Origin of the sequence: Streptomyces sp. NPDC013457 (assembly GCF_043089925.1) — a bacterium.
Taxonomy (GTDB): domain Bacteria; phylum Actinomycetota; class Actinomycetes; order Streptomycetales; family Streptomycetaceae; genus Streptomyces.
Genome location: NZ_JBICBL010000005.1, coordinates 281,253 through 305,032 on the forward strand (window position 1 = coordinate 281,253; position 23,780 = coordinate 305,032).

General features: G+C 72.1%; 24 protein-coding genes. 16 read left to right on the top strand and 8 right to left on the bottom strand.

The features are described from left to right. Positions 1–112 precede the first annotated feature (112 nt). The gene (locus ACF1G2_RS15785; protein WP_391798807.1) at positions 113–1,705 is read left to right on the top strand and encodes an acyl-CoA carboxylase subunit beta; all 1,593 of its coding nucleotides are present in this window, start codon (positions 113–115) and stop codon (positions 1,703–1,705) included. A 16-nt stretch (positions 1,706–1,721) separates the two neighbouring features. Beyond that, positions 1,722–1,934, top strand: a complete 213-nt coding sequence (locus tag ACF1G2_RS15790; protein WP_352190145.1) for an acyl-CoA carboxylase epsilon subunit — start codon at positions 1,722–1,724, stop codon at positions 1,932–1,934. Positions 1,935–2,013: 79 nt separating this feature from the next. On the opposite strand, the gene ACF1G2_RS15795 is transcribed toward ACF1G2_RS15790, so the two are convergent. Beyond that, the gene (locus tag ACF1G2_RS15795; protein ID WP_391798808.1) at positions 2,014–3,381 is read right to left on the bottom strand and encodes an MFS transporter; all 1,368 of its coding nucleotides are present in this window, start codon (positions 3,379–3,381) and stop codon (positions 2,014–2,016) included. Between the two features lie 69 nt (positions 3,382–3,450). Between ACF1G2_RS15795 and ACF1G2_RS15800 the strand changes: the two genes are divergently transcribed. From ACF1G2_RS15800 to ACF1G2_RS15810, 3 genes are all read left to right on the top strand, one after another. Next, entirely contained in the window at positions 3,451–4,086 is a 636-nt protein-coding gene (locus tag ACF1G2_RS15800) for a TetR/AcrR family transcriptional regulator (protein ID WP_391798809.1), read from the top strand. A gap of 74 nt (positions 4,087–4,160) precedes the next feature. After that, the gene (gene mmpB / locus ACF1G2_RS15805) at positions 4,161–4,289 is read left to right on the top strand and encodes a morphogenic membrane protein MmpB (RefSeq protein ID WP_391798810.1); all 129 of its coding nucleotides are present in this window, start codon (positions 4,161–4,163) and stop codon (positions 4,287–4,289) included. Positions 4,290–4,360: 71 nt separating this feature from the next. Continuing rightward, the gene (locus ACF1G2_RS15810; protein ID WP_352190149.1) at positions 4,361–4,966 is read left to right on the top strand and encodes a nucleoside triphosphate pyrophosphatase; all 606 of its coding nucleotides are present in this window, start codon (positions 4,361–4,363) and stop codon (positions 4,964–4,966) included. A 12-nt stretch (positions 4,967–4,978) separates the two neighbouring features. Here ACF1G2_RS15810 and ACF1G2_RS15815 read toward each other — a convergent pair whose 3' ends face one another. Beyond that, positions 4,979–5,404, bottom strand: coding sequence for a hypothetical protein (locus tag ACF1G2_RS15815; RefSeq protein WP_391798811.1), 426 nt, complete (start codon positions 5,402–5,404; stop codon positions 4,979–4,981). A gap of 362 nt (positions 5,405–5,766) precedes the next feature. On the opposite strand from ACF1G2_RS15815, the gene ACF1G2_RS15820 reads away from it, so the two are divergent. Beyond that, a complete protein-coding gene (locus ACF1G2_RS15820; RefSeq protein WP_391798812.1) occupies positions 5,767–7,521 on the top strand; it encodes an acetyl/propionyl/methylcrotonyl-CoA carboxylase subunit alpha in 1,755 nt (584 codons plus the stop codon). A 97-nt stretch (positions 7,522–7,618) separates the two neighbouring features. Next, positions 7,619–8,173 carry a TetR/AcrR family transcriptional regulator gene (locus ACF1G2_RS15825; RefSeq protein ID WP_391798813.1) on the top strand — a complete coding sequence of 185 codons (555 nt, stop codon included), beginning with the start codon at positions 7,619–7,621 and terminating at the stop codon, positions 8,171–8,173. Between the two features lie 56 nt (positions 8,174–8,229). Here the strand turns inward: ACF1G2_RS15825 and ACF1G2_RS15830 are convergent, their stop codons facing one another. Both ACF1G2_RS15830 and ACF1G2_RS15835 read right to left on the bottom strand, forming a co-directional pair. Continuing rightward, entirely contained in the window at positions 8,230–9,183 is a 954-nt protein-coding gene (locus ACF1G2_RS15830) for a DeoR/GlpR family DNA-binding transcription regulator (protein ID WP_391798814.1), read from the bottom strand. Between the two features lie 166 nt (positions 9,184–9,349). Beyond that, on the bottom strand, positions 9,350–10,789 hold the full coding sequence (locus ACF1G2_RS15835) for an NAD(P)H-quinone dehydrogenase (RefSeq protein ID WP_391798815.1): 1,440 nt from the start codon (positions 10,787–10,789) through the stop codon (positions 9,350–9,352). Positions 10,790–10,996: 207 nt separating this feature from the next. On the opposite strand from ACF1G2_RS15835, the gene ACF1G2_RS15840 reads away from it, so the two are divergent. From ACF1G2_RS15840 to ACF1G2_RS15855, 4 genes are all read left to right on the top strand, one after another. Continuing rightward, a complete protein-coding gene (locus ACF1G2_RS15840; RefSeq protein ID WP_352190175.1) occupies positions 10,997–11,434 on the top strand; it encodes a gamma-glutamylcyclotransferase in 438 nt (145 codons plus the stop codon). Between the two features lie 194 nt (positions 11,435–11,628). Then, positions 11,629–12,432: a purine-nucleoside phosphorylase gene (locus ACF1G2_RS15845; RefSeq protein WP_352190155.1), complete on the top strand. Its 804-nt coding sequence runs from the start codon at positions 11,629–11,631 to the stop codon at positions 12,430–12,432. Positions 12,433–12,636: 204 nt separating this feature from the next. Further along, positions 12,637–14,304 carry a phospho-sugar mutase gene (locus ACF1G2_RS15850; protein WP_391798816.1) on the top strand — a complete coding sequence of 556 codons (1,668 nt, stop codon included), beginning with the start codon at positions 12,637–12,639 and terminating at the stop codon, positions 14,302–14,304. 196 nt (positions 14,305–14,500) lie between these two features. Further along, on the top strand, positions 14,501–15,685 hold the full coding sequence (locus tag ACF1G2_RS15855) for a hypothetical protein (RefSeq protein WP_391798817.1): 1,185 nt from the start codon (positions 14,501–14,503) through the stop codon (positions 15,683–15,685). Between the two features lie 65 nt (positions 15,686–15,750). Here the strand turns inward: ACF1G2_RS15855 and ACF1G2_RS15860 are convergent, their stop codons facing one another. From ACF1G2_RS15860 to ACF1G2_RS15870, 3 genes are all read right to left on the bottom strand, one after another. Further along, a complete protein-coding gene (locus tag ACF1G2_RS15860) occupies positions 15,751–16,371 on the bottom strand; it encodes a PH domain-containing protein (RefSeq protein WP_391798818.1) in 621 nt (206 codons plus the stop codon). 34 nt (positions 16,372–16,405) lie between these two features. Next, on the bottom strand, positions 16,406–17,029 hold the full coding sequence (locus ACF1G2_RS15865) for a class F sortase (RefSeq protein WP_391798819.1): 624 nt from the start codon (positions 17,027–17,029) through the stop codon (positions 16,406–16,408). Between the two features lie 122 nt (positions 17,030–17,151). Continuing rightward, positions 17,152–18,270 carry a hypothetical protein gene (locus tag ACF1G2_RS15870; RefSeq protein ID WP_391798820.1) on the bottom strand — a complete coding sequence of 373 codons (1,119 nt, stop codon included), beginning with the start codon at positions 18,268–18,270 and terminating at the stop codon, positions 17,152–17,154. Between the two features lie 231 nt (positions 18,271–18,501). Here ACF1G2_RS15870 and deoC point away from each other — a divergent pair, with 231 nt between their 5' ends. Genes deoC through ACF1G2_RS15890 form a run of 4 tightly spaced genes read left to right on the top strand, consistent with a single transcriptional unit; the run spans position 18,502 to position 22,561 of the window. Continuing rightward, positions 18,502–19,458 (top strand): deoxyribose-phosphate aldolase, encoded by a 957-nt coding sequence (gene deoC, locus ACF1G2_RS15875; protein WP_391798821.1) that lies wholly within the window; start codon positions 18,502–18,504, stop codon positions 19,456–19,458. Positions 19,459–19,463: 5 nt separating this feature from the next. Next, positions 19,464–20,900 carry an aldehyde dehydrogenase family protein gene (locus ACF1G2_RS15880; protein ID WP_391798822.1) on the top strand — a complete coding sequence of 479 codons (1,437 nt, stop codon included), beginning with the start codon at positions 19,464–19,466 and terminating at the stop codon, positions 20,898–20,900. Next, complete coding sequence (locus tag ACF1G2_RS15885; RefSeq protein WP_391798823.1) at positions 20,893–21,777, top strand: aldehyde dehydrogenase family protein; 885 nt, start codon at positions 20,893–20,895, stop codon at positions 21,775–21,777. Before ACF1G2_RS15880 ends, ACF1G2_RS15885 begins: the two co-directional genes overlap by 8 nt. A 7-nt stretch (positions 21,778–21,784) precedes the next feature. Further along, entirely contained in the window at positions 21,785–22,561 is a 777-nt protein-coding gene (locus ACF1G2_RS15890) for an MFS transporter (RefSeq protein WP_391798824.1), read from the top strand. Here ACF1G2_RS15890 and ACF1G2_RS15895 read toward each other — a convergent pair. Beyond that, positions 22,491–22,880, bottom strand: coding sequence for a hypothetical protein (locus tag ACF1G2_RS15895; protein ID WP_391798825.1), 390 nt, complete (start codon positions 22,878–22,880; stop codon positions 22,491–22,493). The genes ACF1G2_RS15890 and ACF1G2_RS15895 overlap by 71 nt on opposite strands. Positions 22,881–22,934: 54 nt before the next feature. On the opposite strand from ACF1G2_RS15895, the gene ACF1G2_RS15900 reads away from it, so the two are divergent. Further along, positions 22,935–23,630, top strand: a complete 696-nt coding sequence (locus tag ACF1G2_RS15900; RefSeq protein WP_391798826.1) for a uridine kinase — start codon at positions 22,935–22,937, stop codon at positions 23,628–23,630. Positions 23,631–23,780 lie beyond the last annotated feature (150 nt).

Consider the following 23,780-nt stretch of genomic DNA (forward strand, 5'->3'; position numbering starts at 1 on the left):
AAAGACCGCAGTGCCGAACCGTATCGGCGTCGATACCCTACGGATCAGTAGCCGGGCAGTAGCCCATTCGTACCCAACGAACCCCCGTGACCAGGCAGGGAGCCGCATCCCGATGTCCGAGTCGGTAGAGCCGCAAGAAATCGACATTCACACGACCGCGGGCAAGATCGCGGATCTGCAGCGCCGCATTGACGAGGCGACCCACGCCGGCTCCGAGCGGGCGGTGGAGAAGCAGCACGCGAAGGGCAAACTGACCGCGCGCGAGCGGATCGCGCTCCTGCTCGACGAGGGCTCCTTCGTGGAGCTCGACGAGCTGGCCCGGCACCGGTCGACCAACTTCGGCCTGGAGAAGACCCGGCCGTACGGCGACGGCGTGGTCACCGGCTACGGCACCGTCGACGGGCGCCCGGTCGCCGTGTTCTCGCAGGACTTCACGGTCTTCGGCGGCGCGCTCGGCGAGGTCTTCGGCCAGAAGATCATGAAGGTGATGGACTTCGCGCTGAAGACCGGCTGCCCGGTGGTCGGGATCAACGACTCGGGCGGCGCGCGGATCCAGGAGGGCGTCATGGCCCTCGGCATGTACGGCGAGATCTTCCGCCGCAACACCCACGCCTCCGGCGTGATCCCGCAGATCAGCCTGGTCGTCGGCCCGTGCGCCGGCGGCGCGGTCTACTCCCCGGCGATCACCGACTTCACGGTCATGGTCGACCAGACCTCGCACATGTTCATCACCGGACCCGACGTCATCAAGACGGTCACCGGCGAGGACGTGGGCTTCGAGGAGCTGGGCGGTGCGCGCACGCACAACACCACGTCCGGTGTCGCGCACCACATGGCGGGCGACGAGAAGGACGCGATCGAGTACGTCAAGTCCCTGCTGTCGTACCTCCCTTCGAACAACCTGTCGGAGCCGCCGGCCTTCCCGGAGGTCGCCGACACGGAGCCCTCGGACGAGGACCGCGAGCTGGACGTCCTGATCCCGGACTCCGCGAACCAGCCGTACGACATGCACACCGTCATCGAACACGTCGTCGACGACGGCGAGTTCCTGGAGACCCAGGCCCTGTTCGCGCCGAACATCCTGACCGGCTTCGGCCGCGTCGAGGGCTTCCCGGTCGGTATCGTCGCCAACCAGCCGATGCAGTTCGCCGGCTGTCTGGACATCGACGCGAGCGAGAAGGCCGCGCGCTTCGTCCGCACCTGCGACGCCTTCAACATCCCGGTCCTCACCTTCGTCGACGTGCCGGGCTTCCTGCCCGGTGTCGACCAGGAGTACGGCGGCATCATCCGCCGGGGCGCGAAGCTGATCTACGCGTACGCCGAGGCGACGGTCCCGCTGATCACCGTCATCACCCGCAAGGCGTTCGGCGGCGCGTACGACGTCATGGGCTCCAAGCACCTGGGCGCCGACCTGAACCTGGCGTGGCCCACCGCGCAGATCGCGGTCATGGGCGCGCAGGGCGCGGTGAACATCCTGCACCGCAGGACCATCGCGGCGGCCGAGGACCAGGACGCCGAGCGGGCTCGGCTGATCCAGGAGTACGAGGACACGCTGCTCAACCCGTACACGGCGGCCGAGCGCGGCTACATCGACGGGGTGATCATGCCGTCGGACACCCGCCCGCAGATCGTGAAGGGGCTGCGTCAGCTCCGCACGAAGCGGGAATCCCTGCCTCCGAAGAAGCACGGCAACATCCCCCTCTAGGCCTCTGGGAGTCGACATGATCAAGGTCGTACGAGGTAACCCGACGCCGGAGGAGCTGGCCGCCGCACTGGCGGTGGTCCAGGCCCGGGCCGCGGCGACCGCGGCGGCGTCCGCGGACGGCGGCGGCCCGGTGGCCCCGGAGGGCTGGTCGGACCCGGCCCGTATCGCCCGTTCGGTACGCCCCCGGCCGGGGCCGCGCTCATGGGCGCGGTCCTACTGGCCCGCGTAGCGAGACCGGTACGCCGAAGGCCGGACCCCTTGTGCGGGGGGTCCGGCCTTTCGCGTACCCGCACCGCGGGGCGGGAAGGTCACGAGCGGCGGAGGAGGAGTCCGGCGAGGACCGCGCCCGCGAGCACGATCGCGGCGTTGACGAGGACCGCGAGGCCGATGCCGTCGAGGACCGTGGTGGAGGTGACCACGATGGCGCTCATGATCGGCGTGCCCATGGTGATGCCGATCTGCTGGGTCATGGTGGCGAGGCCGGTGGCCATGCCCTGCTCGGAGTCGGGCAGTCCCGATGTGGCGGTGACCATGAAGCCGACGATGGCGAGCATGTTGCCGACACCGCCCGTGAACGTGGCCGCGAGCAGCAGCCAGAGCCAGCCGCGGTCGTCGCCGAGGGCGTAGAGGGAGACCGTGGCGGCCGCCTGGAGGAGCCCGCCGGCCACGAGCGCGGCGCGGGAGCCGTACCGGCCGATGAAGCGCGACGCGAGGACTCCGCCGAGGACCGTGCCCGCGCCGAGCACACCGAACGACAGGCCGGCGGCGAGCGGCGAGAAGCCGAGGACGTCCTGGAGGTAGAGCGTCATCAGGAAGACCAGCGAGGTCTCGGTGACGAAGGCGACGAGCCCGGCGAGGTTGCCCCAGACGACGGTGCGGCGGGTGAGGATCCGTACGGGGACGAGGGGCGAGGCGGCCCGTCGCTCCACGAACCAGAAGGCGACGAGGAGGGCGACGCCGACGGGGAGCGCCAGGGGCTCGGTCGTGAGGCCGTACACGAGGGCCAGCAGACCGCCGGTGACCGTGATCGCGCCGGGGACGTCCAGGCGGGGGCGGACCTCGGGACGGCTCTCCTTGAGCACGGCGGGGGCGACGAGGAGGACGGCGAGGGCGACGGGAACGTTGATGAAGAACGCCCACCGCCAGGAGAGCAGATCGGTCAGGACGCCGCCGAGGATCGCCCCGGTGGTGAAGCCGGCCGACATCAGCGCGCCGTTGAGCCCGAGCGCCTTGGCCCGCAGGGGACCCTCCGGGAACGAGGAGGTCAGCAGCGAGAGCCCGGCGGGGGTGACGGCGGCGGTGGCGAGGCCCTGCGCGACGCGCGCGGCCATCAGGACGGCCGGGTCGGTGGCGAGGCCGCCCGCGAGCGAGGAGAGCCCGAGGAGCGCCATTCCCGCGAGGAAGAGGCGGCGGCGGCCCACGAGGTCCGCGACGCGCCCGAAGAGGAGGGTGAATCCGGCCGCGGCGAGGGCGAAGGCGGTGGCGATCCACTGGAGCCCGGCCAGGGAGAAGCCGAGTCCTTCGCCCATGACGGGCAGGGCGACGTTCAGGATCGAGAAGTCGACGGCCAGCATGAACTGGGCGACGAGGAGGACGAGGAGGACGAGCCGCATCCGTCCGTCCATACGGGTGACGGGCGGGGTGTCGGCCTGAGGCCGGACATCGGTGGCAACCATGAGCGGACCCCTTAATGGGCTTCTGGTTCCGTTAGGATGTCCCGAACCGTAGCAGACTCGAAGGCGTTAATGGAACAGGAGACCCGTTTGAGCGAGAGCCAGCCGGCTGTGCCCGGCACCGTGCGTCCCGGGGGCCGTACCGCGAAGGTGCGCCGGGCCGTCCTCGAAGCGACCGAGGACGCCTTGGCCGCCACGGGCTTCCACGGGCTGAACATGGACCACGTCGCCGCGAGCGCGGGCGTCGGCAAGACGACCGTCTACCGGCGCTGGGGCTCCCCCGTCGGCCTCGTCGCCGACCTGCTGCGCGACATGGCGGAGCAGTCCCTGCCGGCCTCCGACACCGGAAGCCTGGCCGGGGACCTGCGGGCCAACGCCGCGCTCGTCACCAGGACCCTCACCGACCCCCGGATGGGGGGCGTGTTTCGCGCGGTCATCGCGGCCGCCGCCTGCGACGAGGAGTGCGCCGAGGCGCTGCACGGCTTCTACCGGGCCCGGCTCGAGGAGTGGGCGCCGGTGGTCAAGCGGGGCGCGTCGCGCGGCGAGGTCCCGCCGGAGACGGACGCGCTGGAGCTGCTGCGCGCGGTCTCGGCGCCGCTCTACTACCGCTTCATGATCAGCCGCGAGCCGCTCGGCCCGGACGACGCCGAGCGGGCGGTCCTGGCGGCGCTGACGGCGGCGCACGCGGGGGTGTTCACCACCACGTGACTAGTTCGTCGGCACGGGTTCGCCTGAGTACGGGTACTCAGGCGGCCCGGCCCTCGCGCGAGCAGGATCGGAACATGCTGTGGTCCGACCCGGAGAACGAGCCGCCCGAGGAGATGCGCGACATGCAGGCGATGCTGCGCCGCGCGTCGATCCTGCTGGCCCTGGCGATGGTGGTGGCGATGTTCGTGGTCAACGTCCACTGACGACCGGTCACGGGCCGTACGCCAAGGGCCGCCGGACGTCGGGAGGCGCCCGTACTGGCTACGCTTCGCCCATGACTGCTGATCGCCGCCGTGTCGTGCTCGCCTCCGCCTCCCCCGCCCGGCTCGGGCTGCTGCGGCAGGCCGGACTCGCTCCCGAGGTCATCGTGAGCGGCGTCGACGAGGACAAGGTGCACGCCCCGACCCCCGCAGAACTCGCCCTCGCGCTCGCCGAGGCCAAGGCCGCCCACGTGGCCGCCCGCCCCGAGGTCTTCGGCGCGCTCGTCATCGGCTGCGACTCGGTCCTGGAGCTGGACGGCAAGGCCCTCGGCAAGCCCGCCGACGCCGAGGAGGCCACCGCCCGCTGGAAGGCCATGCGGGGCCGCGTGGGCATCCTCCAGACGGGTCACTGCGTGTACGACACGGCCGCCAAGCGCTACGAGTCGGCGACCGCCTCCACCGTGGTCCGCTTCGGCGAGCCCACCGACGCCGAGGTCGCCGCGTACGTGGCGAGCGGCGAACCGCTGCACGTGGCGGGCGCGTTCACCCTCGACGGCCGCTCGGCGCCGTTCATCGACGGCATCGACGGCGACCCGGGCAACGTGATCGGCCTGTCCCTTCCCCTGCTGCGGCGGCTGCTCGGCAAGCTCGGGGTCTCCATCACCGACCTCTGGCACTGAGCGCCGAGGGCGCTACGCGGGCGCCGGCTCCCCCTCGGGGGCGTCGACGCCCTTCCCGTACGCCACCAGGGTCAGCACGACCAGGCCGAGCACCACGGTCATGAACGCGAAGGCGCCCCAGCCGATCAGACCGACCGTCACCGCGCCGAGCAGCCCGTGCACCACGGCGCAGCCGACGAGCAGGGCCCGGCCGGCGCGCCCGGGGCGCCTGTCGCGGACGCCGGCGAGCAGCGCGACGGTGGCGCAGAGGGCGAGCAACACGCCCGAGACGATCCCGAGCACCCAGGTACCGGTGACCATCGCGTCCGGGTCGAGGCCGTCGAGGGACATCGACTGCGCCTCGACGAACCGTGCCATGACGGCGTTGAGCGCGACGATGCCCGGCGCCTCCAGGAACAGCACCCCCGCCGTCACGAGCGCTATCGGTCTGCGGGCCACTCCGGCCACCCCCTGTATACGGCTGTTACCGACAGTACGTACGACTGCGCGAAGGCTACTGCCGGGTAAACCCGTGGACAAGGGCCGGCGACGGACGAAGCCGCAGCAAAGAATCGTTGGGCCATTCGTAGGGACTCCACAAAGAATCCGTATCAGCGACTGATCGCTTGAACAGAGACCTGTGCCACACAGGCGAGCTACTGTGCCGTAGAGGAACCCTGCGTACCGTGGTGCGACAAGGGATTTCACGAGCCCGAACGCCTCGTATCACGCTCCGTGTGGGCAAGCTCACCACTGGGGACGGGTCGAAAAGACGTGTCGGCAGTCCCTAAACTCAGCTTGTTTTCAAGGAGGGAGCCATCGTGCGCAAGGTGCTCATCGCCAACCGTGGCGAAATCGCTGTCCGCGTCGCCCGGGCGTGCCGGGATGCGGGGATCGCGAGCGTAGCCGTCTACGCCGAGCCGGACCGGGACGCGCTGCACGTCCGCGCGGCCGACGAGGCGTTCGCCCTGGGCGGTGACACCCCGGCCGCCAGCTATCTGGACATGGCCAAGGTGCTCCAGGCCGCGAAGGACTCCGGCGCGGACGCCATCCACCCCGGGTACGGCTTCCTCTCCGAGAACGCCGAATTCGCCCAGGCCGTCCTCGACGCCGGCCTGACCTGGATCGGTCCGCCGCCGCAGGCGATCCGCGACCTCGGCGACAAGGTCGCCGCCCGCCACATCGCGCAGCGCGCCGGCGCGCCCCTGGTCGCCGGCACCCCCGACCCGGTCTCCGGGGCGGACGAGGTCGTCGCCTTCGCCGAGGAGCACGGACTCCCGATCGCGATCAAGGCCGCGTTCGGTGGTGGCGGCCGCGGTCTGAAGGTGGCCCGCACCCTCGAAGAGGTCCCCGAGCTCTACGACTCCGCCGTCCGCGAGGCCGTCGCCGCGTTCGGCCGCGGCGAGTGCTTCGTCGAGCGCTACCTCGACAAGCCCCGCCACGTCGAGACCCAGTGCCTGGCCGACTCCCACGGCAACGTGGTCGTCGTCTCCACCCGTGACTGCTCCCTCCAGCGCCGCCACCAGAAGCTGGTCGAGGAGGCCCCGGCGCCGTTCCTCTCCGAGGAGCAGAACGCCCAGCTCTACAAGGCGTCGAAGGCGATCCTGAAGGAGGCCGGCTACGTCGGCGCCGGCACGGTCGAGTTCCTCGTCGGCCTCGACGGCACGATCTCCTTCCTGGAGGTCAACACCCGTCTCCAGGTCGAGCACCCGGTCACCGAAGAGGTCACCGGCATCGACCTCGTACGCGAGATGTTCCGCATCGCCGACGGCGAGGAGCTGGGCTACGACGACCCGGCCATAAGGGGTCACTCCTTCGAGTTCCGTATCAACGGCGAGGACCCGGGCCGCAACTTCCTCCCCGCGCCCGGCACGGTCACCACCTTCAACCCGCCGACCGGCCCCGGTGTCCGCCTGGACGCCGGCGTCGAGTCCGGCTCGGTCATCGGCCCCGCCTGGGACTCGCTCCTGGCCAAGCTGATCGTCACCGGCGCCACCCGCGAGCAGGCGCTCCAGCGCGCCGCCCGCGCGCTCGCGGAGTTCAAGGTCGACGGCATGGCCACCGCCATCCCGTTCCACCAGGCCGTCGTGGTCGACCCGGCGTTCACCGCGGACCCCTTCCGGGTCCACACCCGGTGGATCGAGACCGAGTTCGACAACCAGATCAAGCCCTTCGCGCCGGCCGGTGCCGACGCGGAGGAGGACGAGTCCGGCCGCGAGACCATCGTCGTCGAGGTCGGCGGCAAGCGGCTGGAGGTCTCCCTCCCGTCCTCGCTCGGCATGTCCCTGGCCCGTACGGGTCTGGCCGCCGGCGCCAAGCCGAAGCGCCGCGCCGCGAAGAAGTCCGGCCCGACCGCCTCCGGCGACACCCTCGCCTCCCCGATGCAGGGCACGATCGTGAAGGTGGCGGTCGAGGAGGGCCAGGAGGTCAAGGAGGGCGATCTGATCGTCGTCCTGGAGGCCATGAAGATGGAGCAGCCGCTCAACGCGCACCGCTCCGGCACGATCAAGGGCCTGTCGGCCGAGGTCGGTGCCTCGGTGACGTCCGGCGCGCCGATCTGCGAGATCAAGGACTGATCACCGCACCGGTGACGGAGCCTGGACACAGGTACGGTACGGAGGGCTCGCGGGCGCACAGCCTGCGGGCCCTTCGCCCGTATCCGGAGGGAGGACCATGCGTGCCGACGCGCGCCGCAACCACGAGCGGCTGCTGACCGAGGCCCGCGCCGTCTTCGCCGAGCACGGCACGGACGCCTCGCTGGAGGACGTCGCCCGCCGTGCGGGGGTCGGTATCGGGACGCTCTACCGGCACTTCCCCACCCGCGAGGCGCTGATCAACTCCGTGTTCCAGGAGGCCCTGGCGGCGCTGCTCCAGCGGGGCCGGGAGCTGGCGGAGGCCCAGGAACCGTGCCCGGCGCTCGTGGAGTGGCTGCGCTCCCTGATCACTCACGCGGGTGAGTACCGCGGGCTCTCCCGGGCGCTGTTGACGGCCATGTCGGGCTCGCGGGACGCACGTTCGGCGCTCGCGCAGTGCGGTGTACCGCTGCGGGCGGCGGGCGAGACCCTGCTGTCACGGGCCCAGGAGGCCGGCACGGTACGCGACGACGTGTCGATCGGCGATCTGATGCAGCTCACCAACGCGATCGCCCTGGCCGCCGAGGAGTCCCCGGAGGACGAGGAGTTGGCCGACCGCCTGCTCGCCCTGACCCTGCGGGGCCTGAAGCGCTGAGCCGGAGGGCGGGCCTCCACCCGGGCCCCCTGGGGGAGGGGCCACCGGATCGCGTCTCAGCGCCTGCGCATGTCGGCCACCCGCGCCGCGCGCTCGGGAGCCAGCACCTCACTCGTCAACGCTCCTCCTGCGCTGCGGAGTTGGGCGCCCGGATGGCGGCCCCGCTGCCCCGGGAGGGGGACGTCGCGGCGGGGGCGTCCGGGCGGGGGGACCGCGTCACCGGCCACACCGGTGCCCGCCACCGCGATCTGGACGCCCTGGTCGGCCAGCGCCTGGAGCTCCGTCGCGGCCCGGTCGTCGTGCGCCGGGGGCTCGTCGGTGACCAGTCGGGTGATCACGTCCGTCGGCACCGTCTGGAACATGGTGTCGGTGCCGAGCTTGGTGTGATCGGCCAGGACCACGACCTCCGCGGCCGCCTGCACCAGTGCCCGGTCCACGCTCGCGGAGAGCATGTTGGACGTGGACAGACCGCGCTCGGCCGTCAGACCGCTGCCGGAGAGGAAGGCCCGGGAGACCCGCAGCCCCTGGAGGGACTGCTCGGCCCCGCTGCCCACCAGCGCGTAGTTGGAGCCACGCAGCGTGCCCCCGGTCATGACGACCTCGACCCGGTTGGCATGGGCCAGCGCCTGGGCGACGAGCAGGGAGTTGGTGACCACCGTGAGGCCGGGCACGCGGGCGAGCCGGCGCGCCAGCTCCTGCGTGGTGGTCCCGGCGCCGACGACGATGGCCTCGCCTTCTTCGACGAGGCTCGCGGCGACGTCGGCGATGGCCGTCTTCTCCGCGGTCGCGAGATGGGATTTCTGCGGGAAGCCGGACTCTCGCGTGAATCCGCCCGGCAGTACCGCACCGCCGTGCCGGCGGTCGAGGAGTCCTTCTGCCTCAAGGGCCCGCACGTCTCGCCGTACGGTCACTTCTGAGGTCTGGACGACGCGGGCGAGCTCCCGGAGCGACACGGCTCCGTTGGCGCGCACCATTTCGAGGATCAACTGACGACGTTCTGCAGCGAACACGAAACTGACAGTAACCTGACCGGCCGGAACTTTTCAGCACTATGCGCCGAATTGCAGAAGATGCGCACAGACGGGGCCTCCAAGTGGTATGGGAGGCCCCGTCGTTGATCGTTCTATGCCCCGCCTTGCCGGGGGTTGTCCAGATCGCCCCAGGCGGGAGGGCTGATCAGCCCTCGCCCGTCGCCTTTCGGGTGTGCAACTGCCGTGCCACTTCCGCGATCGAGCCCGACAGGGAGGGGTACACCGTGAAAGCGTTTGCGATCTGTTCGACCGTCAGATTGTTGTCGACCGCGATCGAGATGGGATGGATCAGCTCGCTCGCCCGGGGGGCGACGACACAGCCGCCGACCACGATCCCGGTGCCCGGACGGCAGAAGATCTTGACGAAGCCGTCCCGGATGCCCTGCATCTTCGCGCGCGGGTTGCGCAGCAGCGGCAGCTTCACGACCCGGGCGTCGATCTTGCCCGCGTCCACGTCGGCCTGCGTGTAACCGACGGTGGCGATCTCCGGGTCGGTGAACACGTTCGAGGAGACCGTCTTCAGGTTCAGGGGGGTCACCGCGTCGCCGAGGAAGTGGTACATCGCGATCCGGCCCTGCATCGCCGCCACCGAGGCGAGGGCGAAGACGCCGGTGACGTCACCGGCCGCGTACACACCGGGGGCCGAGGTACGGGAGACCTTGTCGGTCCAGATGTGCCCGGAGTCCTTCAGCCGGACCCCCGCCTCCTCCAGTCCCATTCCGGCCGAGTTCGGGATGGCGCCGACAGCCATCAGACAGTGGGTGCCGGAGATGACCCGGCCGTCGGAGAGGGTGACCTCGACCCGGTCGCCGACCCGCTTGGCGGACTCGGCGCGCGAGCGGGCCATGACGTTCATGCCGCGGCGGCGGAAGACGTCCTCCAGGACGGCGGCGGCGTCCGGGTCCTCGCCGGGCAGCACGCGGTCACGGGAGGAGACCAGGGTGACGCGCGAGCCCAGCGCCTGGTAGGCGCCGGCGAACTCGGCGCCGGTGACACCGGAGCCGACCACGATGAGCTCCTCGGGGAGCTCCTTGAGGTCGTAGACCTGGGTCCAGTTGAGGATCCGCTCGCCGTCGGGCTGGGCGTCGGGCAGCTCGCGCGGGTGGCCGCCGGTCGCGATCAGCACGGCGTCGGCGGTCAGCGTCTCCTCGGAGCCGTCGGCGGCGGTGACGATCACCTGGCGCGAGCCGTCCGTCGCCTGACGGCCGGAGAGCCGGCCGCGACCGCGCAGCACCCGGGCGCCGGCCCGGGTGACGGAGGCGGTGATGTCGTGGGACTGGGCGAGCGCGAGGCGCTTCACCCGGCGGTTGACCTTGCCGAGGTCGACGCCCACGACGCGGGCGGCCTGCTCCACGTGGGGGGTGTCGTCGGCGACGATGATGCCCAGCTCCTCGTAGGAGGAGTCGAACGTGGTCATCACCTCGGCCGTGGCGATGAGCGTCTTGGAGGGGACGCAGTCGGTCAGGACGGACGCGCCGCCCAGGCCGTCGCAGTCGACGACGGTCACCTCCGCGCCGAGTTGGGCGCCCACCAGGGCAGCCTCGTATCCGCCGGGTCCGCCGCCGATGATCACGATCCGGGTCACTGGGATCTACGCCTCGCGCTCTCGTTCTGCCGGGGGGTCCCCCGCTGGGCTGCAGTGCGTACGCCATTGTCCCGCACGCTTCAAGTGCGTACCCCATTGTCCCGTACGCCGGCGGTGGTCTCTCCCCGGGGCCTCCGTACGGCCGCCGCCGCTGCCCCGGTCACCGACTTCCACGGACACCCGCTCCCCTCCCGTACCCTCGACCCCATGTCGCTCTACGCCGCGTACGCCGGCAACCTCGACGCGCGGCTCATGACCCGCCGCGCCCCGCACTCCCCGCTGCGCGGCACCGGCTGGCTGAACGGCTGGCGGCTCACCTTCGGCGGCGAGCAGATGGGCTGGGAGGGGGCGCTGGCCACGATCGTCGAGGCCCCGCGGTCCCAGGTCTTCGTCGCGCTGTACGACATCGCCCCGATGGACGAGGAGTCGATGGACCGCTGGGAAGGCGTCGGCCTCGACATCTACCGGCGGATGCGGGTGCGCGTGCACACCCTGGACGGCGACGAGTCCGCCTGGGTCTACGTCCTGAACGCCTACGAGGGCGGGCTGCCCTCGGCCCGCTACCTGGGCGAGGTCGCCGACGCGGCGGAGTCCGCGGGCGCCCCCCACGACTACGTGATGGAGCTGCGCAAGCGTCCGTGCTGACGCGTCTCCGGCGCGCCCGGACGGACCGCGAGACCCCGGACCCGGGTCGCCGTTTGTCGGAAACGACAAGACAACGATCGCATGTCCGTCCGCACTGTCATCTACGCGCGTAGGAATTCTCGGGCTACGCTTCTGCGGGTACGAAATCCGTCCGGGGCTCCCCTCGGACCCCCCTCCCCGAGGCGAGAGAGTCAGTGAACGCAACTGCCACCCCGTACGAGGCCGCCGAGGCCGCAGCCACGCGACTTCGCGAGCTGACCGGAATCGAGAACCACGACGTGGCGCTCGTCATGGGCTCCGGCTGGGCGCCGGCCGTCGACGCGCTCGGCGCTCCGGAGGCCGAGTTCCCCGTGACCGAGCTGCCCGGCTTCCCGCCGCCGGCCGTCGAGGGACACGGCGGCAAGGTCCGCTCGTACAAGATCGGCGCCAAGCACGTCCTGGTCTTCCTGGGCCGCACCCACTTCTACGAGGGCCGGGGCGTCGCCTCCGTCGCCCACGGGGTGCGCACCGCCGTCGCCGCCGGCTGCAAGACCGTCGTCCTGACGAACGGCTGCGGCGGTCTGCGCGAGGGCATGCGCCCCGGCCAGCCGGTCCTGATCAGCGACCACATCAACCTGACGGCCGCCTCGCCGATCGTCGGCGCGAACTTCGTGGACCTCACCGACCTGTACTCGCCGCGGCTGCGCGCCCTGTGCAAGGAGGTCGACGAGACCCTCGAAGAGGGTGTCTACGTCCAGTTCCCCGGGCCGCACTACGAGACCCCGGCCGAGATCAACATGGTCCGCGTCATGGGCGGCGACCTGGTCGGCATGTCCACCGTCCTGGAGGCCATCGCGGCCCGCGAGGCGGGCGCCGAGGTCCTGGGCATCTCCCTCGTCACCAATCTGGCGGCGGGCCTCTCGGGTGAGCCGCTGAACCACGAAGAGGTCCTCCAGGCGGGCCGCGACTCGGCCGCCCGGATGGGCGAGCTCCTGACGCGGGTCCTCGACCGCATCTGACGACACGACCCGGCCCGGCCCGGCCCGGCCCGGCCGGCGCTTGACGACACGGCCGCAGGCCGTACGGGGGTCTGGGGGCCCGCCCCCAGTTCGGGAAGGGGCGGGGTGGGGAAGGGCTCCGCGCAGCGGCCTGTCCCCACCCCGCCCACCCGCGCCCCCGGCCCACGCCACCGCCCCCGCCCCCGTACCCCCGAAAGGCACACCGTGACGCAGGACGACCTCCTCGCCCGAGCCCAGGCATGGCTCGCGGAGGACCCCGACCCGGAGACCCGCGACGAGCTGGCCGAGCTCATCGAGGCCGGCGGGACCGACGAGCTCGCCGCCCGGTTCGGCGGCACGCTCCAGTTCGGCACCGCGGGCCTCCGCGGCGAGCTGGGCGCCGGTCCGATGCGGATGAACCGGGCGGTCGTCATCAGGGCCGCCGCCGGTCTGGCCGCGTACCTGAAGGCCCAGGGCCACACCGGCGGGCTCGTCGTCATCGGCTACGACGCCCGCTACAAGTCGGCCGACTTCGCGCGCGACACCGCCGCCGTGATGACCGGTGCCGGGCTGCGCGCGGCCCTGCTCCCGCGTCCGCTGCCGACGCCCGTCCTCGCGTACGCCATAAGGCATCTGGGCGCCGTGGCCGGTGTCGAGGTCACCGCGAGCCACAACCCGCCGCGCGACAACGGCTACAAGGTCTACCTCGGCGACGGCTCGCAGATCGTGCCGCCCGCCGACGCCGGGATCGCCGCCGAGATCGACGCGGTGCGCTCGCTCGCCGACGTCCCCCGCGCGGCCGACGGCTGGGAGACCCTCGGCGACGAGGTCCTGGAGGCCTACCTGGCCCGTACGGACGCCGTCCTGACCCCGGGCTCCCCGCGGGGCGTCCGCACCGTCTACACCGCCATGCACGGCGTCGGCAAGGACGTCCTCACGGCCGCCTTCGCCCGCGCCGGCTTCCCGCCGCCCGCGCTCGTCGCGGAGCAGGCCGAGCCGGACCCGGCGTTCCCGACGGTCGCCTTCCCCAACCCGGAGGAGCCGGGCGCGATGGACCTCGCCTTCGAGGCGGCCCGCGCCGTGAACCCCGACATCGTGATCGCCAACGACCCGGACGCCGACCGCTGCGCCGTGGCCGTGCCGGACCCTGCGGTCCAGGGCGGCTGGCGGATGCTGCGCGGCGACGAGGTGGGCGCGCTGCTCGCGGCGCACCTGGTGCACAAGGGCGTCTCGCGCAACGGGAAGAAGAGCGTCTTCGCCGAGTCGATCGTGTCGTCCTCGCTGCTCGGCCGGATCGCCGAGGCGGCGGGCGTCGGCTACGAGGAGACGCTGACCGGCTTCAAGTGGATCGCCCGCGTGGAGGGCCTGCGGTACGGCTACGAGGAGGCGCTGGGCTACTGCGTCGACCCCGAGGGCGTCCGCGACAAGGACGGCATCACGGCGGCGCTGCTCGTCGCCGAGCTGGCCTCGGAGCTCAAGGAGCAGGACCGAACGCTGACCGATCTGCTGGACGACCTGGCGGTGGCCCACGGGCTGCACGCCACGGACCAGCTGTCGGTGCGGGTCGAGGACCTGAGCATCATCGCGGACGCGATGAGCGCGCTGCGCTCGCGGCCGCCGGTCCAGCTCGCGGGTCTGACGGTCACCACGGCCGAGGACCTGACGAAGGGCACGGAGTCGCTGCCCCCGACGGACGGTCTGCGGTACTACCTGGACGGCGACTACAAGGCCCGGGTGATCGTCCGCCCGTCCGGCACCGAGCCCAAGCTGAAGTGCTACCTGGAGGTCGTGGTCCCGGTCGCCGACGCGAGCGAGCTGGCGGCGGCGCGCGCGACGGGCGCCGAGATCCTCGCCGCGATCAAGCGCGACCTGTCGGAGGCGGCCGGCCTGTAACGGCCGCCCCGCCGCCTTCGGCGGTTCCCGTGAGGCCCGTACGGAACCGGCTCCGTACGGGCCTCACGCGTTCCCTCGGCGGACCCTCCCGTACGGGTGAAATCGGTACGGCGGTCGGCCCAACGCGCGTCCCGCGATCAGGTGGCTGCGGCCAGGGTGACCCGGTGTCCCGCCGAGCCATCCTGGAGCCGCCCCCGTGCCCCCGGTCCTGACCGTCCGACCGACCGTCCCCGCCTCCCGGAAGCCACCGGCCCAGCCCGGCGAGGGGCTGCCGGACCGGGTGCGCGGCTCTCTGCGGCACGCCGCCCCCGCGCTCCTCGGCTATCTGGCCGTAAGGCTCCTGGGCCTGCTCGTCCTGGGCCGGTGGGCGCACATGCGGGGGCACGGGATCTGGCCGGCGCTGGCGACGTCCTGGGACTCGCGCTGGTACCTCGGGATCGCGGACCACGGCTACGCCCCGGGTCCCGGGGAGCCCCCCGGTGACCGCACGACGGCCTTCTTCCCGCTCTACCCGGCCCTGATCAGAGCGGTGGCGGCGGTCGTCCCCGGCTCGCGCGCCTCCGTCGGACTGGTCCTCGCGGTGCTCTGCTCGGTGGCCGCCGCCTGGGGGATCTTCGCGGTCGGCGACCGGCTGTACGGACGCCGGGTGGGCACGGTCCTCGCGGTCCTGTGGGGCGCGCTGCCGGTCGCCGTCGTCCAGTGGATGGGGTACACGGAGTCGCTGTTCACGGCGCTGGCCGCCTGGGCGCTGTACGCGGCCCTCGACGGGCGCTGGGCCTGGGCGGCGGGGCTGTCCGTCGCGGCGGGGCTGACCCGGCCGACGGGGGTCGCGGTCGGCGCGGCGGTGACGGTGGCCGGGCTGCTCGCTGCGCGGCACGGCAGCCGGCCCGCGCTCGTCGCCGCCCTCGTCGCTCCGCTGGGCTGGCTGGGGTACGTCGGCTGGGTGGGGCTCCGGCTCGGGCGCTGGGACGGCTACTTCGCGGTGCAGAAGGCCTGGAGCAACACCTGGGACGGCGGTTCGCTGACGCTGCGACAGCTGCGCAGACACCTCGTCTACGCCCAGGACCCGCAGCTCTTCCTGGTCGTGGTCTCGCTGGTGCTGATGGCCGCCGCCGTGCTGTTCCCGCTCTGCGTCGCCGACCGGCAGCCGCTGCCGCTGCTGGTCTTCTCGGGGGTGCTGCTCCTGGTGGTGCTGGGCAGCGGGGGCGTGTACTTCCCGCGCGCCCGGTTCCTGCTGCCCGGCTTCCCGCTGCTGCTCCCGCTCGCCCTGGCGGTCGGCCGCGCCCGCCGCCACGTCGCAGCCCTGGTGCTCGGAGCGGCGGCGCTCTCCTCGGCGTGGTTCGGCGGGTACATGCTGCTGGTGTGGGCGGGCGCGCCATGAGCTCCGTGCGTACGGACTCCCGGCCCAGGGGCCCTGGCCGGGGCCCGGACTCGTGTGACGGGGTCTCAGCCGGTGGCGAGCAGGATGACGAGCAGGACCAGCCCCGCCACCGCCGGCGCGATGATCTCGTACGCCCAGCGCACGCGCGGCTCCCCCTGCGCCTCCGGACGGCCCGCGCAGCGCTCGGCGAGCTCCCGCAGGTCGGCGATCGTCCGGTCTGCCGGAGCCAGCCGCCCCACGTCGCCGGCCGCCGCACGGCCCTGCGGACCCTCCTGCGCGGCCCGCGCCTGCTGCCGGGCGGCGCGCTTGCGCTGCCGCAGCGAGACGGGCACGGACCAGAGCTGGTACTTGCCGCCGTCCTGGGTGATCGCCTCGCTGGAGTATCCGGCCCGGACGTCCGCGACGGAGGCCCAGGGCAGCGTGATGTACCGGAAGGGGTTGCGGATCCGCAGCCGGTCCTCGTTGGCGTACACGGCGGGGCGGATCGTGAACGCCACGACGAGCGGCACGACGAGCAGCAGGCTCGCGAGCGCCAGCCACGGGGTGCGCCCCGCGCCCCTGATCATCGCGTCGACACAGAACCAGAGCGTCAGACCGAGCAGCAGGACACCGCCCGCGATCCCGAGGGGCGAACGGAAGACACGGTCGGCGTAGGCCGGCTCGGCGGGCGGCTGGGGGCTCGTCATGGAGCCGATTCTGCCTCAGCCCCCGACCCCCGGCTCAGGCGGCTCGGGTGACCAGATCGGCGTAGAGAATGATGTTGTCGGGGCGGTGGCCGTCGACCAGCTCTCCGCCGCAGGTGATCAGTCGCAGCTCGGGCCGCTTCGTGTCCCCGTAGACCTTCCGCGTCGGGAAGGCCTTCTTGTCGACCTGCTCCAGCTCGCGGACGCGGAAGACGGCCTCGGTGCCGTCGGCGCGGGCGACGGTGATCTCGTCGCCGACGCGGACCCGGGCGACGTTCTTGAGTACGGCGGGGCCCCGGGCGGTGTCGAAGTGGCCGATCAGGACGGCGGGGCCGGTCTCGCCGGGCGTCACGCCCTTGTCGTACCAGCCGATGCGCTCCGCGTCGGCCTCCGAGGGGACCTCGACCGTGCCGTCCTTCGCCAGGCCGAGGCGCAGGACGGGGCCGGTCGGCCCGGTGTCGACGCCGGCGGCGGGCACCCGGACCCGGACCGGCTCCGAGCGTGGCAGCGGTGCGACGGACGCCGTCGGCGCGGGCGTGCTGGTCGCGGTCACGCGCGCGGGCGGGTGCGCCGCGGTCTCGTCTCCGCCGCCGGCGCAGCCTGTGAGGGCGGCCAGGGCGGCGAGGACGAGGAGGGCGGGGGTGGTACGGCGGCGGTTCACGGGGCGGCTCCGAACGGGGTGCGGCCGGCCGTCGCACGGGGTGTGGGTGCGACGGCCGGCCGGGGGTGGGGTGGTGCTCCTGCTCGGGTCAGTGGCAGGTCTGGGGAGGCGTGGTACGGCGGTCAGCCGCGGGCGCCCGCGGTGCGGCGGCGGAGGGCGAGGAAGCCGAGGCCCGCGGCGGCCAGGGAGGCGCCCGCGCCGGCCGCGAACAGCGCGGTGTGGTCGGTGCGGGTGTCCAGGTCGGCCCCGGCGGCGACGCCGCCCTGCGGGACGACGGTGGTCTGCCTGGTCGTGGTGGTCTGCGTGGTCTGCGTCGTCTTGCCCTGCTGTCGGTCGGCGAGCCAGTCCGCGCGCAGTTCTCCGTTCCAGGAGAGCGTCACCTCGATCTCAGAGCCGAAGACCCGCTTGTCGAAGGTCTTGCCCTCCTGGTCGACGGACAGCCGGCCGACCTCCTTCTCCCCCTTGAAGATCTTCGCCGTGATGTCACCGCCCTTCCTGTGCGCGATCCCCTTGTAGCCGTGCCCCAGGACCTGCCAGCCCGAGAACTCGCCGAGCCACTCCGACTCCTCCTCGGTCGGGGTGGGCGTCGGCTCCGGCGCCGGGGTCTCGTTCTTCACGGGCTTCGGGGCCGCCTGGACCTTCGAGCCGGAGATGTACGCGGCCATTCCACCGTCGCTCTCCAGGACGACCACGGCCTTGCCGTACGACCAGACCGAGCGGTCCGCGTAGAGGTACATGAAGCCGCGGCCCTTGCCGTTCTCGATCAGCTGGAGGCCGTAGCGCCCGTCCTTCGCCCTGCCCAGCTCGATGCGGGTGCCGTCGGCCAGTTCGTACGTGCCGAGGTCAGCGCCGGGGAGGTAATTGCCGGTCCAGTCCAGGGTGCGGCCGTCCGCGTAGAGGACGAAGAAGGCGCCGTTGTTGTTTCCGGCCACCGGGCGGTTGGCGGTTTCGAAGGCGCCGACCTTGTGACCGTCGATGAACAGCTCGGCACGGTGGTAGTGCTCGCCGATCTTGTAGATCTTGGCGATGGTGCCGTCGGTGAGGGTCTCGGTACGGACGAGAGTGCCGGCGTCGTCGATGGCGGGCTTCACGTCGATGTCGGGCTTCGCCTCGGCCGCGGGCCCGGGAGCCTGCTTCGGCTTCGCGTCGGCGGCGAAGGCGGCACCGGCGGTGAGGGCCGGGGTGACGGCGACGCCCGCGAGGAGGGCGGTGACGACGGCGGTACGAAGGGCGGTGCGCATAACGACTCCTGTGAATCAGTACAGGTCGGGTGGGAAAGAGCCGCATGCCGCTGACATCTCGTTCGGGTGGGGCCGGTGAGTTCTGGCTGGCTGCAGGAAGAACGTTAGTGATCTTGTATCGAGGACTTGTCCGCTCCATGTCACGGCGGTGTGACAGCGGCCACGAATCCCCTTCCGGAACCCGGGGGCTGTACAGGCCGCTACGCGCGTAGATATGCTCGACTGGTGACCATGCCCACCACTGCATCCGCAGCACCTGCTTTCGCCGACGTGACCGCGTCCGACAGTGCGCTGCGCCGCTTCCTCCACGGGCTGCCCGGCGTCGACGCCGTCGGCCTGGAGGCGCGCGCCGCGTCCCTCGGCACCCGCTCGATCAAGACCACGGCCAAGGCCTACGCCATTGACCTGGCCATTTCCATGATCGACCTGACGACGCTCGAAGGCGCGGACACCCCGGGCAAGGTCCGGGCGCTCGCCGCCAAGGCCGTCAACCCCGATCCGACCGACCGTACGACCCCGACGACCGCCGCGGTCTGCGTCTACCCCGACATGGTGGCCACCGCCAAGGCCGCCCTGAAGGGCTCCGCCGTCAAGGTCGCCTCCGTCGCCACCGCCTTCCCGGCCGGCCGCGCCGCGCTCGCCGTGAAGCTGGCGGACACCCGCGACGCCGTCGCCGCCGGGGCGGACGAGATCGACATGGTGATCGACCGGGGCGCGTTCCTCGCCGGGAACTACATGAAGGTCCTCGAAGAGATCCGAGCCGTGAAGGAGGCCTCCGGCGAGGCCCGCCTGAAGGTCATCTTCGAGACCGGTGAGCTCTCGACGTACGACAACATCCGCCGCGCCTCCTGGCTCGGCATGATGGCGGGCGCCGACTTCATCAAGACCTCGACCGGAAAGGTCGCGGTCAACGCCACCCCGGCCAACACGCTCCTGATGCTGGAGGCGGTGCGGGACTACCGCGCGCAGACCGGCGTCCAGATCGGCGTGAAGCCGGCCGGCGGCATCCGCAACACCAAGGAAGCCATCAAGTTCCTGGTCCTGGTCAACGAGACCGTCGGCGAGGACTGGCTGGACAACCACTGGTTCCGCTTCGGTGCCTCCAGCCTGCTCAACGACCTGCTCATGCAGCGTCAGAAGCTGGCGACCGGCCGCTACTCCGGCCCCGATTACGTGACGGTGGACTGATCATCATGGCATCTGCATTCGAGTACGCACCGGCGCCCGAGTCCCGGTCCGTCGTCGACATCGCCCCCTCCTACGGCCTGTTCATCGACGGCGAGTTCGTCGAGGCCGCCGACGGCAAGGTCTTCAAGACCGTCTCCCCCTCCACCGAGGAGGTCCTCGCCGAGGTCGCCCAGGCGGGCGCCGAGGACGTGGACCGCGCGGTGAAGGCGGCGCGGAAGGCGTTCGAGAAGTGGTCGGCGCTGCCCGGCTCCGAGCGCGCCAAGTACCTCTTCCGGATCGCCCGGATCATCCAGGAGCGCAGCCGTGAGCTGGCCGTCCTGGAGACCCTGGACAACGGCAAGCCGATCAAGGAGACGCGCGACGCGGACCTTCCCCTGGTCGCCGCGCACTTCTTCTACTACGCGGGCTGGGCGGACAAGCTCGACCACGCGGGCTACGGCGCGAACCCCCGCCCGCTCGGCGTGGCCGGCCAGGTCATCCCGTGGAACTTCCCGCTGCTCATGCTGGCGTGGAAGATCGCCCCGGCGCTGGCGACCGGCAACACGGTCGTCCTGAAGCCCGCCGAGACGACCCCGCTCTCCGCCCTGTTCTTCGCGGACATCTGCCGCCAGGCCGGGCTGCCGAAGGGTGTCGTCAACATCCTTCCCGGTTACGGGGACACGGGCGCCGCGCTCGTCGAGCACCCGGACGTGAACAAGGTCGCCTTCACCGGTTCGACCGCGGTCGGCAAGTCGATCGCCCGCTCCGTCGCCGGTACGCACAAGAAGGTGACCCTGGAGCTGGGCGGCAAGGGCGCGAACATCGTCTTCGACGACGCGCCGATCGACCAGGCCGTCGAGGGCATCGTCAACGGCATCTTCTTCAACCAGGGCCAGGTCTGCTGCGCGGGCTCGCGCCTGCTGGTCCAGGAGTCGGTCCAGGACGAGCTGCTCGACAGCCTGAAGCGCCGGCTCTCCACGCTCCGTCTCGGCGACCCGCTCGACAAGAACACCGACATCGGTGCCATCAACTCGTCCGAGCAGCTCGCCCGCATCACCTCCCTGGTGGACCGCGGCGAGGCCGAGGGCGCCGAGCGCTGGACCGCCGCGTGCGAGATCCCGGCCGCCGGCTACTGGTTCGCCCCGACGCTCTTCACGGGCGTCACGCAGGCGCACACCATCGCCCGCGACGAGATCTTCGGCCCGGTCCTGTCGGTGCTGAGCTTCCGTACGCCGGACGAGGCCGTCGCCAAGGCCAACAACAGCCAGTACGGCCTGTCGGCCGGCATCTGGACGGAGAAGGGCTCGCGGATCCTGGCCGTGGCCAACAAGCTCCGCGCGGGTGTCGTCTGGGCCAACACGTTCAACAAGTTCGACCCGACCTCGCCCTTCGGCGGCTACAAGGAGTCGGGCTTCGGCCGCGAGGGCGGTCGCCACGGCCTGGAGGCGTACCTCGATGTCTGACCGTCTTTCCGTCTTCAAGACCTACAAGCTGTACGTGGGCGGGAAGTTCCCGCGTTCCGAGAGCGGCCGGGTGTACGAAGTGCAGGACAGCAAGGGCAGGTGGCTGGCCAACGCCCCCCTCTCCTCCCGCAAGGACGCCCGTGACGCGGTCGTCGCCGCGCGCAAGGCGTTCGGCGGCTGGTCGGGCGCGACGGCGTACAACCGCGGCCAGATCCTCTACCGCATCGCCGAGATGCTGGAGGGCCGCCGGGACCAGTTCGCGGCCGAGGTCGCGGACGCGGAGGGCCTGTCGAAGTCCAAGGCGGCCGCGGTCGTCGACGCCGCCGTCGACCGCTGGGTCTGGTACGCGGGCTGGACCGACAAGATCGCCCAGATCGTGGGCGGGGCGAACCCGGTGGCGGGCCCGTACTTCAACCTGTCGACCCCGGAGCCGACGGGCGTCGTGACGGTCGTGGCCCCGCAGGACTCGTCGTTCCTCGGGCTGATCTCGGTGATCGCCCCGGTGATCGCGACGGGCAACACCGTCGTGGTGATCGCCTCGGAGAAGGCGCCGCTGCCGGCGCTCTCGCTCGGCGAGGTGCTGGCCACCTCCGACCTGCCGGGCGGTGTCGTGAACATCCTGTCCGGCAAGGCCGCGGAGATGGGCCCGCATCTGGCGGCCCACCAGGACGTCAACGCGATCGACCTGACGGGCGCGGACGCGGACCTGGCCCGTGAGCTGGAGGTCGCGGCGGCGGACAACCTGAAGCGCGTCCTGCGCCCGCGCGCGGTGGACTTCACGGAGTCCCCGGGCACGGAGCGGATGACGGCCTTCCTGGAGACGAAGACCGTCTGGCACCCGACGGGTTCGCTGGGCGCGAGCGGCTCGTCGTACTAGGACCCGCGTGAAAGAGGCCCCCGGGTGTCCCGGGGGCCTCAGCCGCAACTCCACCCTCGCCCAGGTCCTCAGCTTCCTCGTCGGCGCGAGGATGCTCGCGGCCATGAACTACCTGCCGCAGTACCTCCCGTTCGCCCGCGGCCAGTCCTCCACCACGAGCGGCATGCTCCTGCTGCCGCTGATGCTCGCGGTCCAGCCGGCGACCGGCCGGATCATCGCCCGCACCGGCCGCTACCGGCTCTGCCCGGTCCTCGGCGGCGCGCTGATGACTGCCGGCGCGCTCGTCCTGCTCACCCTCGACATCGGGCCCCACCCCGGTCGCCGCCGCCTCGGCGCTCACCCCGTCATCGGGGCGGGCATGGGCTTCGTCATGCACTCGACGCTGCCGATCACCATGAACAGCGCGGAGCCGCGCGACATGGGCGCGGCCAGTGGCACGGTCACGCTCCTCCGCACCATCGGCGGCTCGTTCGGTGTCGCGATGCTCGGCGCTGTCTTCACGGCCCGGCTCGACGGCGCGGACACCTCGCTGACCCCGGCCCGGCTGCGGGAGCTTCCCGAGCCGGTACGGGAGGGGTTCGCGGCGGCGGTGACGAGCGGGCTGCACGGGGTGCTCCTGGGAACGGCCCTGCCGGCCGCGCTCGCCTTCGCCGCGGCCTGGTTCGTACGGGAGGTCCCCCCGCGGTCCGCGCCAGGGGCCGGCCAGGGGGCCGTCAGTTCGCCGGCAGCAGCCCCGTCACCTCGCCGACCAGCGGCAGATCGTCCAGGCCCCCGCCCTTCGTGACGTGGTCGGTCACCAGGTTGGTGCCCACGGGCTTGAAGTCGGCGACCTGGGTGCCGATCCCGTTGTCCAGCGGGTCGACCCCGGTGTTCGCCAGCGGGTCGAGCTGGAGGCTCGTCAGCGGGCCCACCGCGTGGCCGGTGGCTCCGAGGGCCGCGACGGCGTCGCTGCCGGCGAGGGCGTCGACCGGCAGCGGCAGCGGGGCGGCCGCCTGGGCCGTGGCGCCCATGCCGAGCACCGCCGCTCCCGCCGCCGTCGCGGCCAGCCCGGCCTTCAGCAGGGCGCCGCGGCCGGGGGTCCTGGATTGCTTGTGACGCGCCATGAGAATCCTTCGACGTTGGGTAACGACAGAGACACCGAGCGTAGTTGAGGTGTGATGCTGGATACCAACCCCCTCCCTCGGGGGTCCCCTGCCCGGGGGAATGCTTCACACTGGTGTCCCGTGAGTTCCCAACCGATCCCGACCCGCGTCGTCCTGCTCGCGGGCCCCTCAGGCTCCGGCAAGTCGTCCCTCGCCGCCGTCGCCGGCCTCCCGGTCCTGCGCCTCGACGACTTCTACAAGGAGGGCGACGACCCGACGCTCCCGCTGGTCGCGGGCAGCGCCGACATCGACTGGGACTCCCCGTACTCCTGGGACGCCGACGCCGCCGTCGCGGCGATCGTGGAGCTGTGCCGCACGGGCCGTACGGACATCCCCGTGTACGACCTCGCCACCAGCTCGCGCGTCGACCGCGACGCGCTGGACATCGGCCGGACCCCGCTCTTCGTGGCGGAGGGGATCTTCGCGGCGGAGATCGTGGAGCGCTGCCAGGACCTCGGAGTCCTCGCCGACGCGCTGTGCCTGCGGGGCCGCCCCTCGACGACGTTCCGCCGCCGTCTCCTGCGTGATCTCCGGGAGGGCCGCAAGTCGGTCCCGTTCCTGCTGCGCCGCGGCTGGCGCCTGATGCGCTCGGAGCGCTCCATCGTCGCCCGCCAGACGGCGCTGGGCGCCCACCCCTGCGCCAAGCAGGAGGCGTTGGGCCGCCTCGCCGCCGCCGCGGCGGGCCGCCACCGGACCCCCGCGGTGCACTGAGGCTCACCGGAGGCTCGTGCGTCCCGGCTCACCAGGGGCCGGGAACGCACAACGACGCGCGGTCGAACAAGACCCCCCGGCTTGTCCGACCGCGCTTCCCCCGTACGTCCCCCGTACGTCCCCCCGTTTTCCCCCGTCTCCCCCCGACCT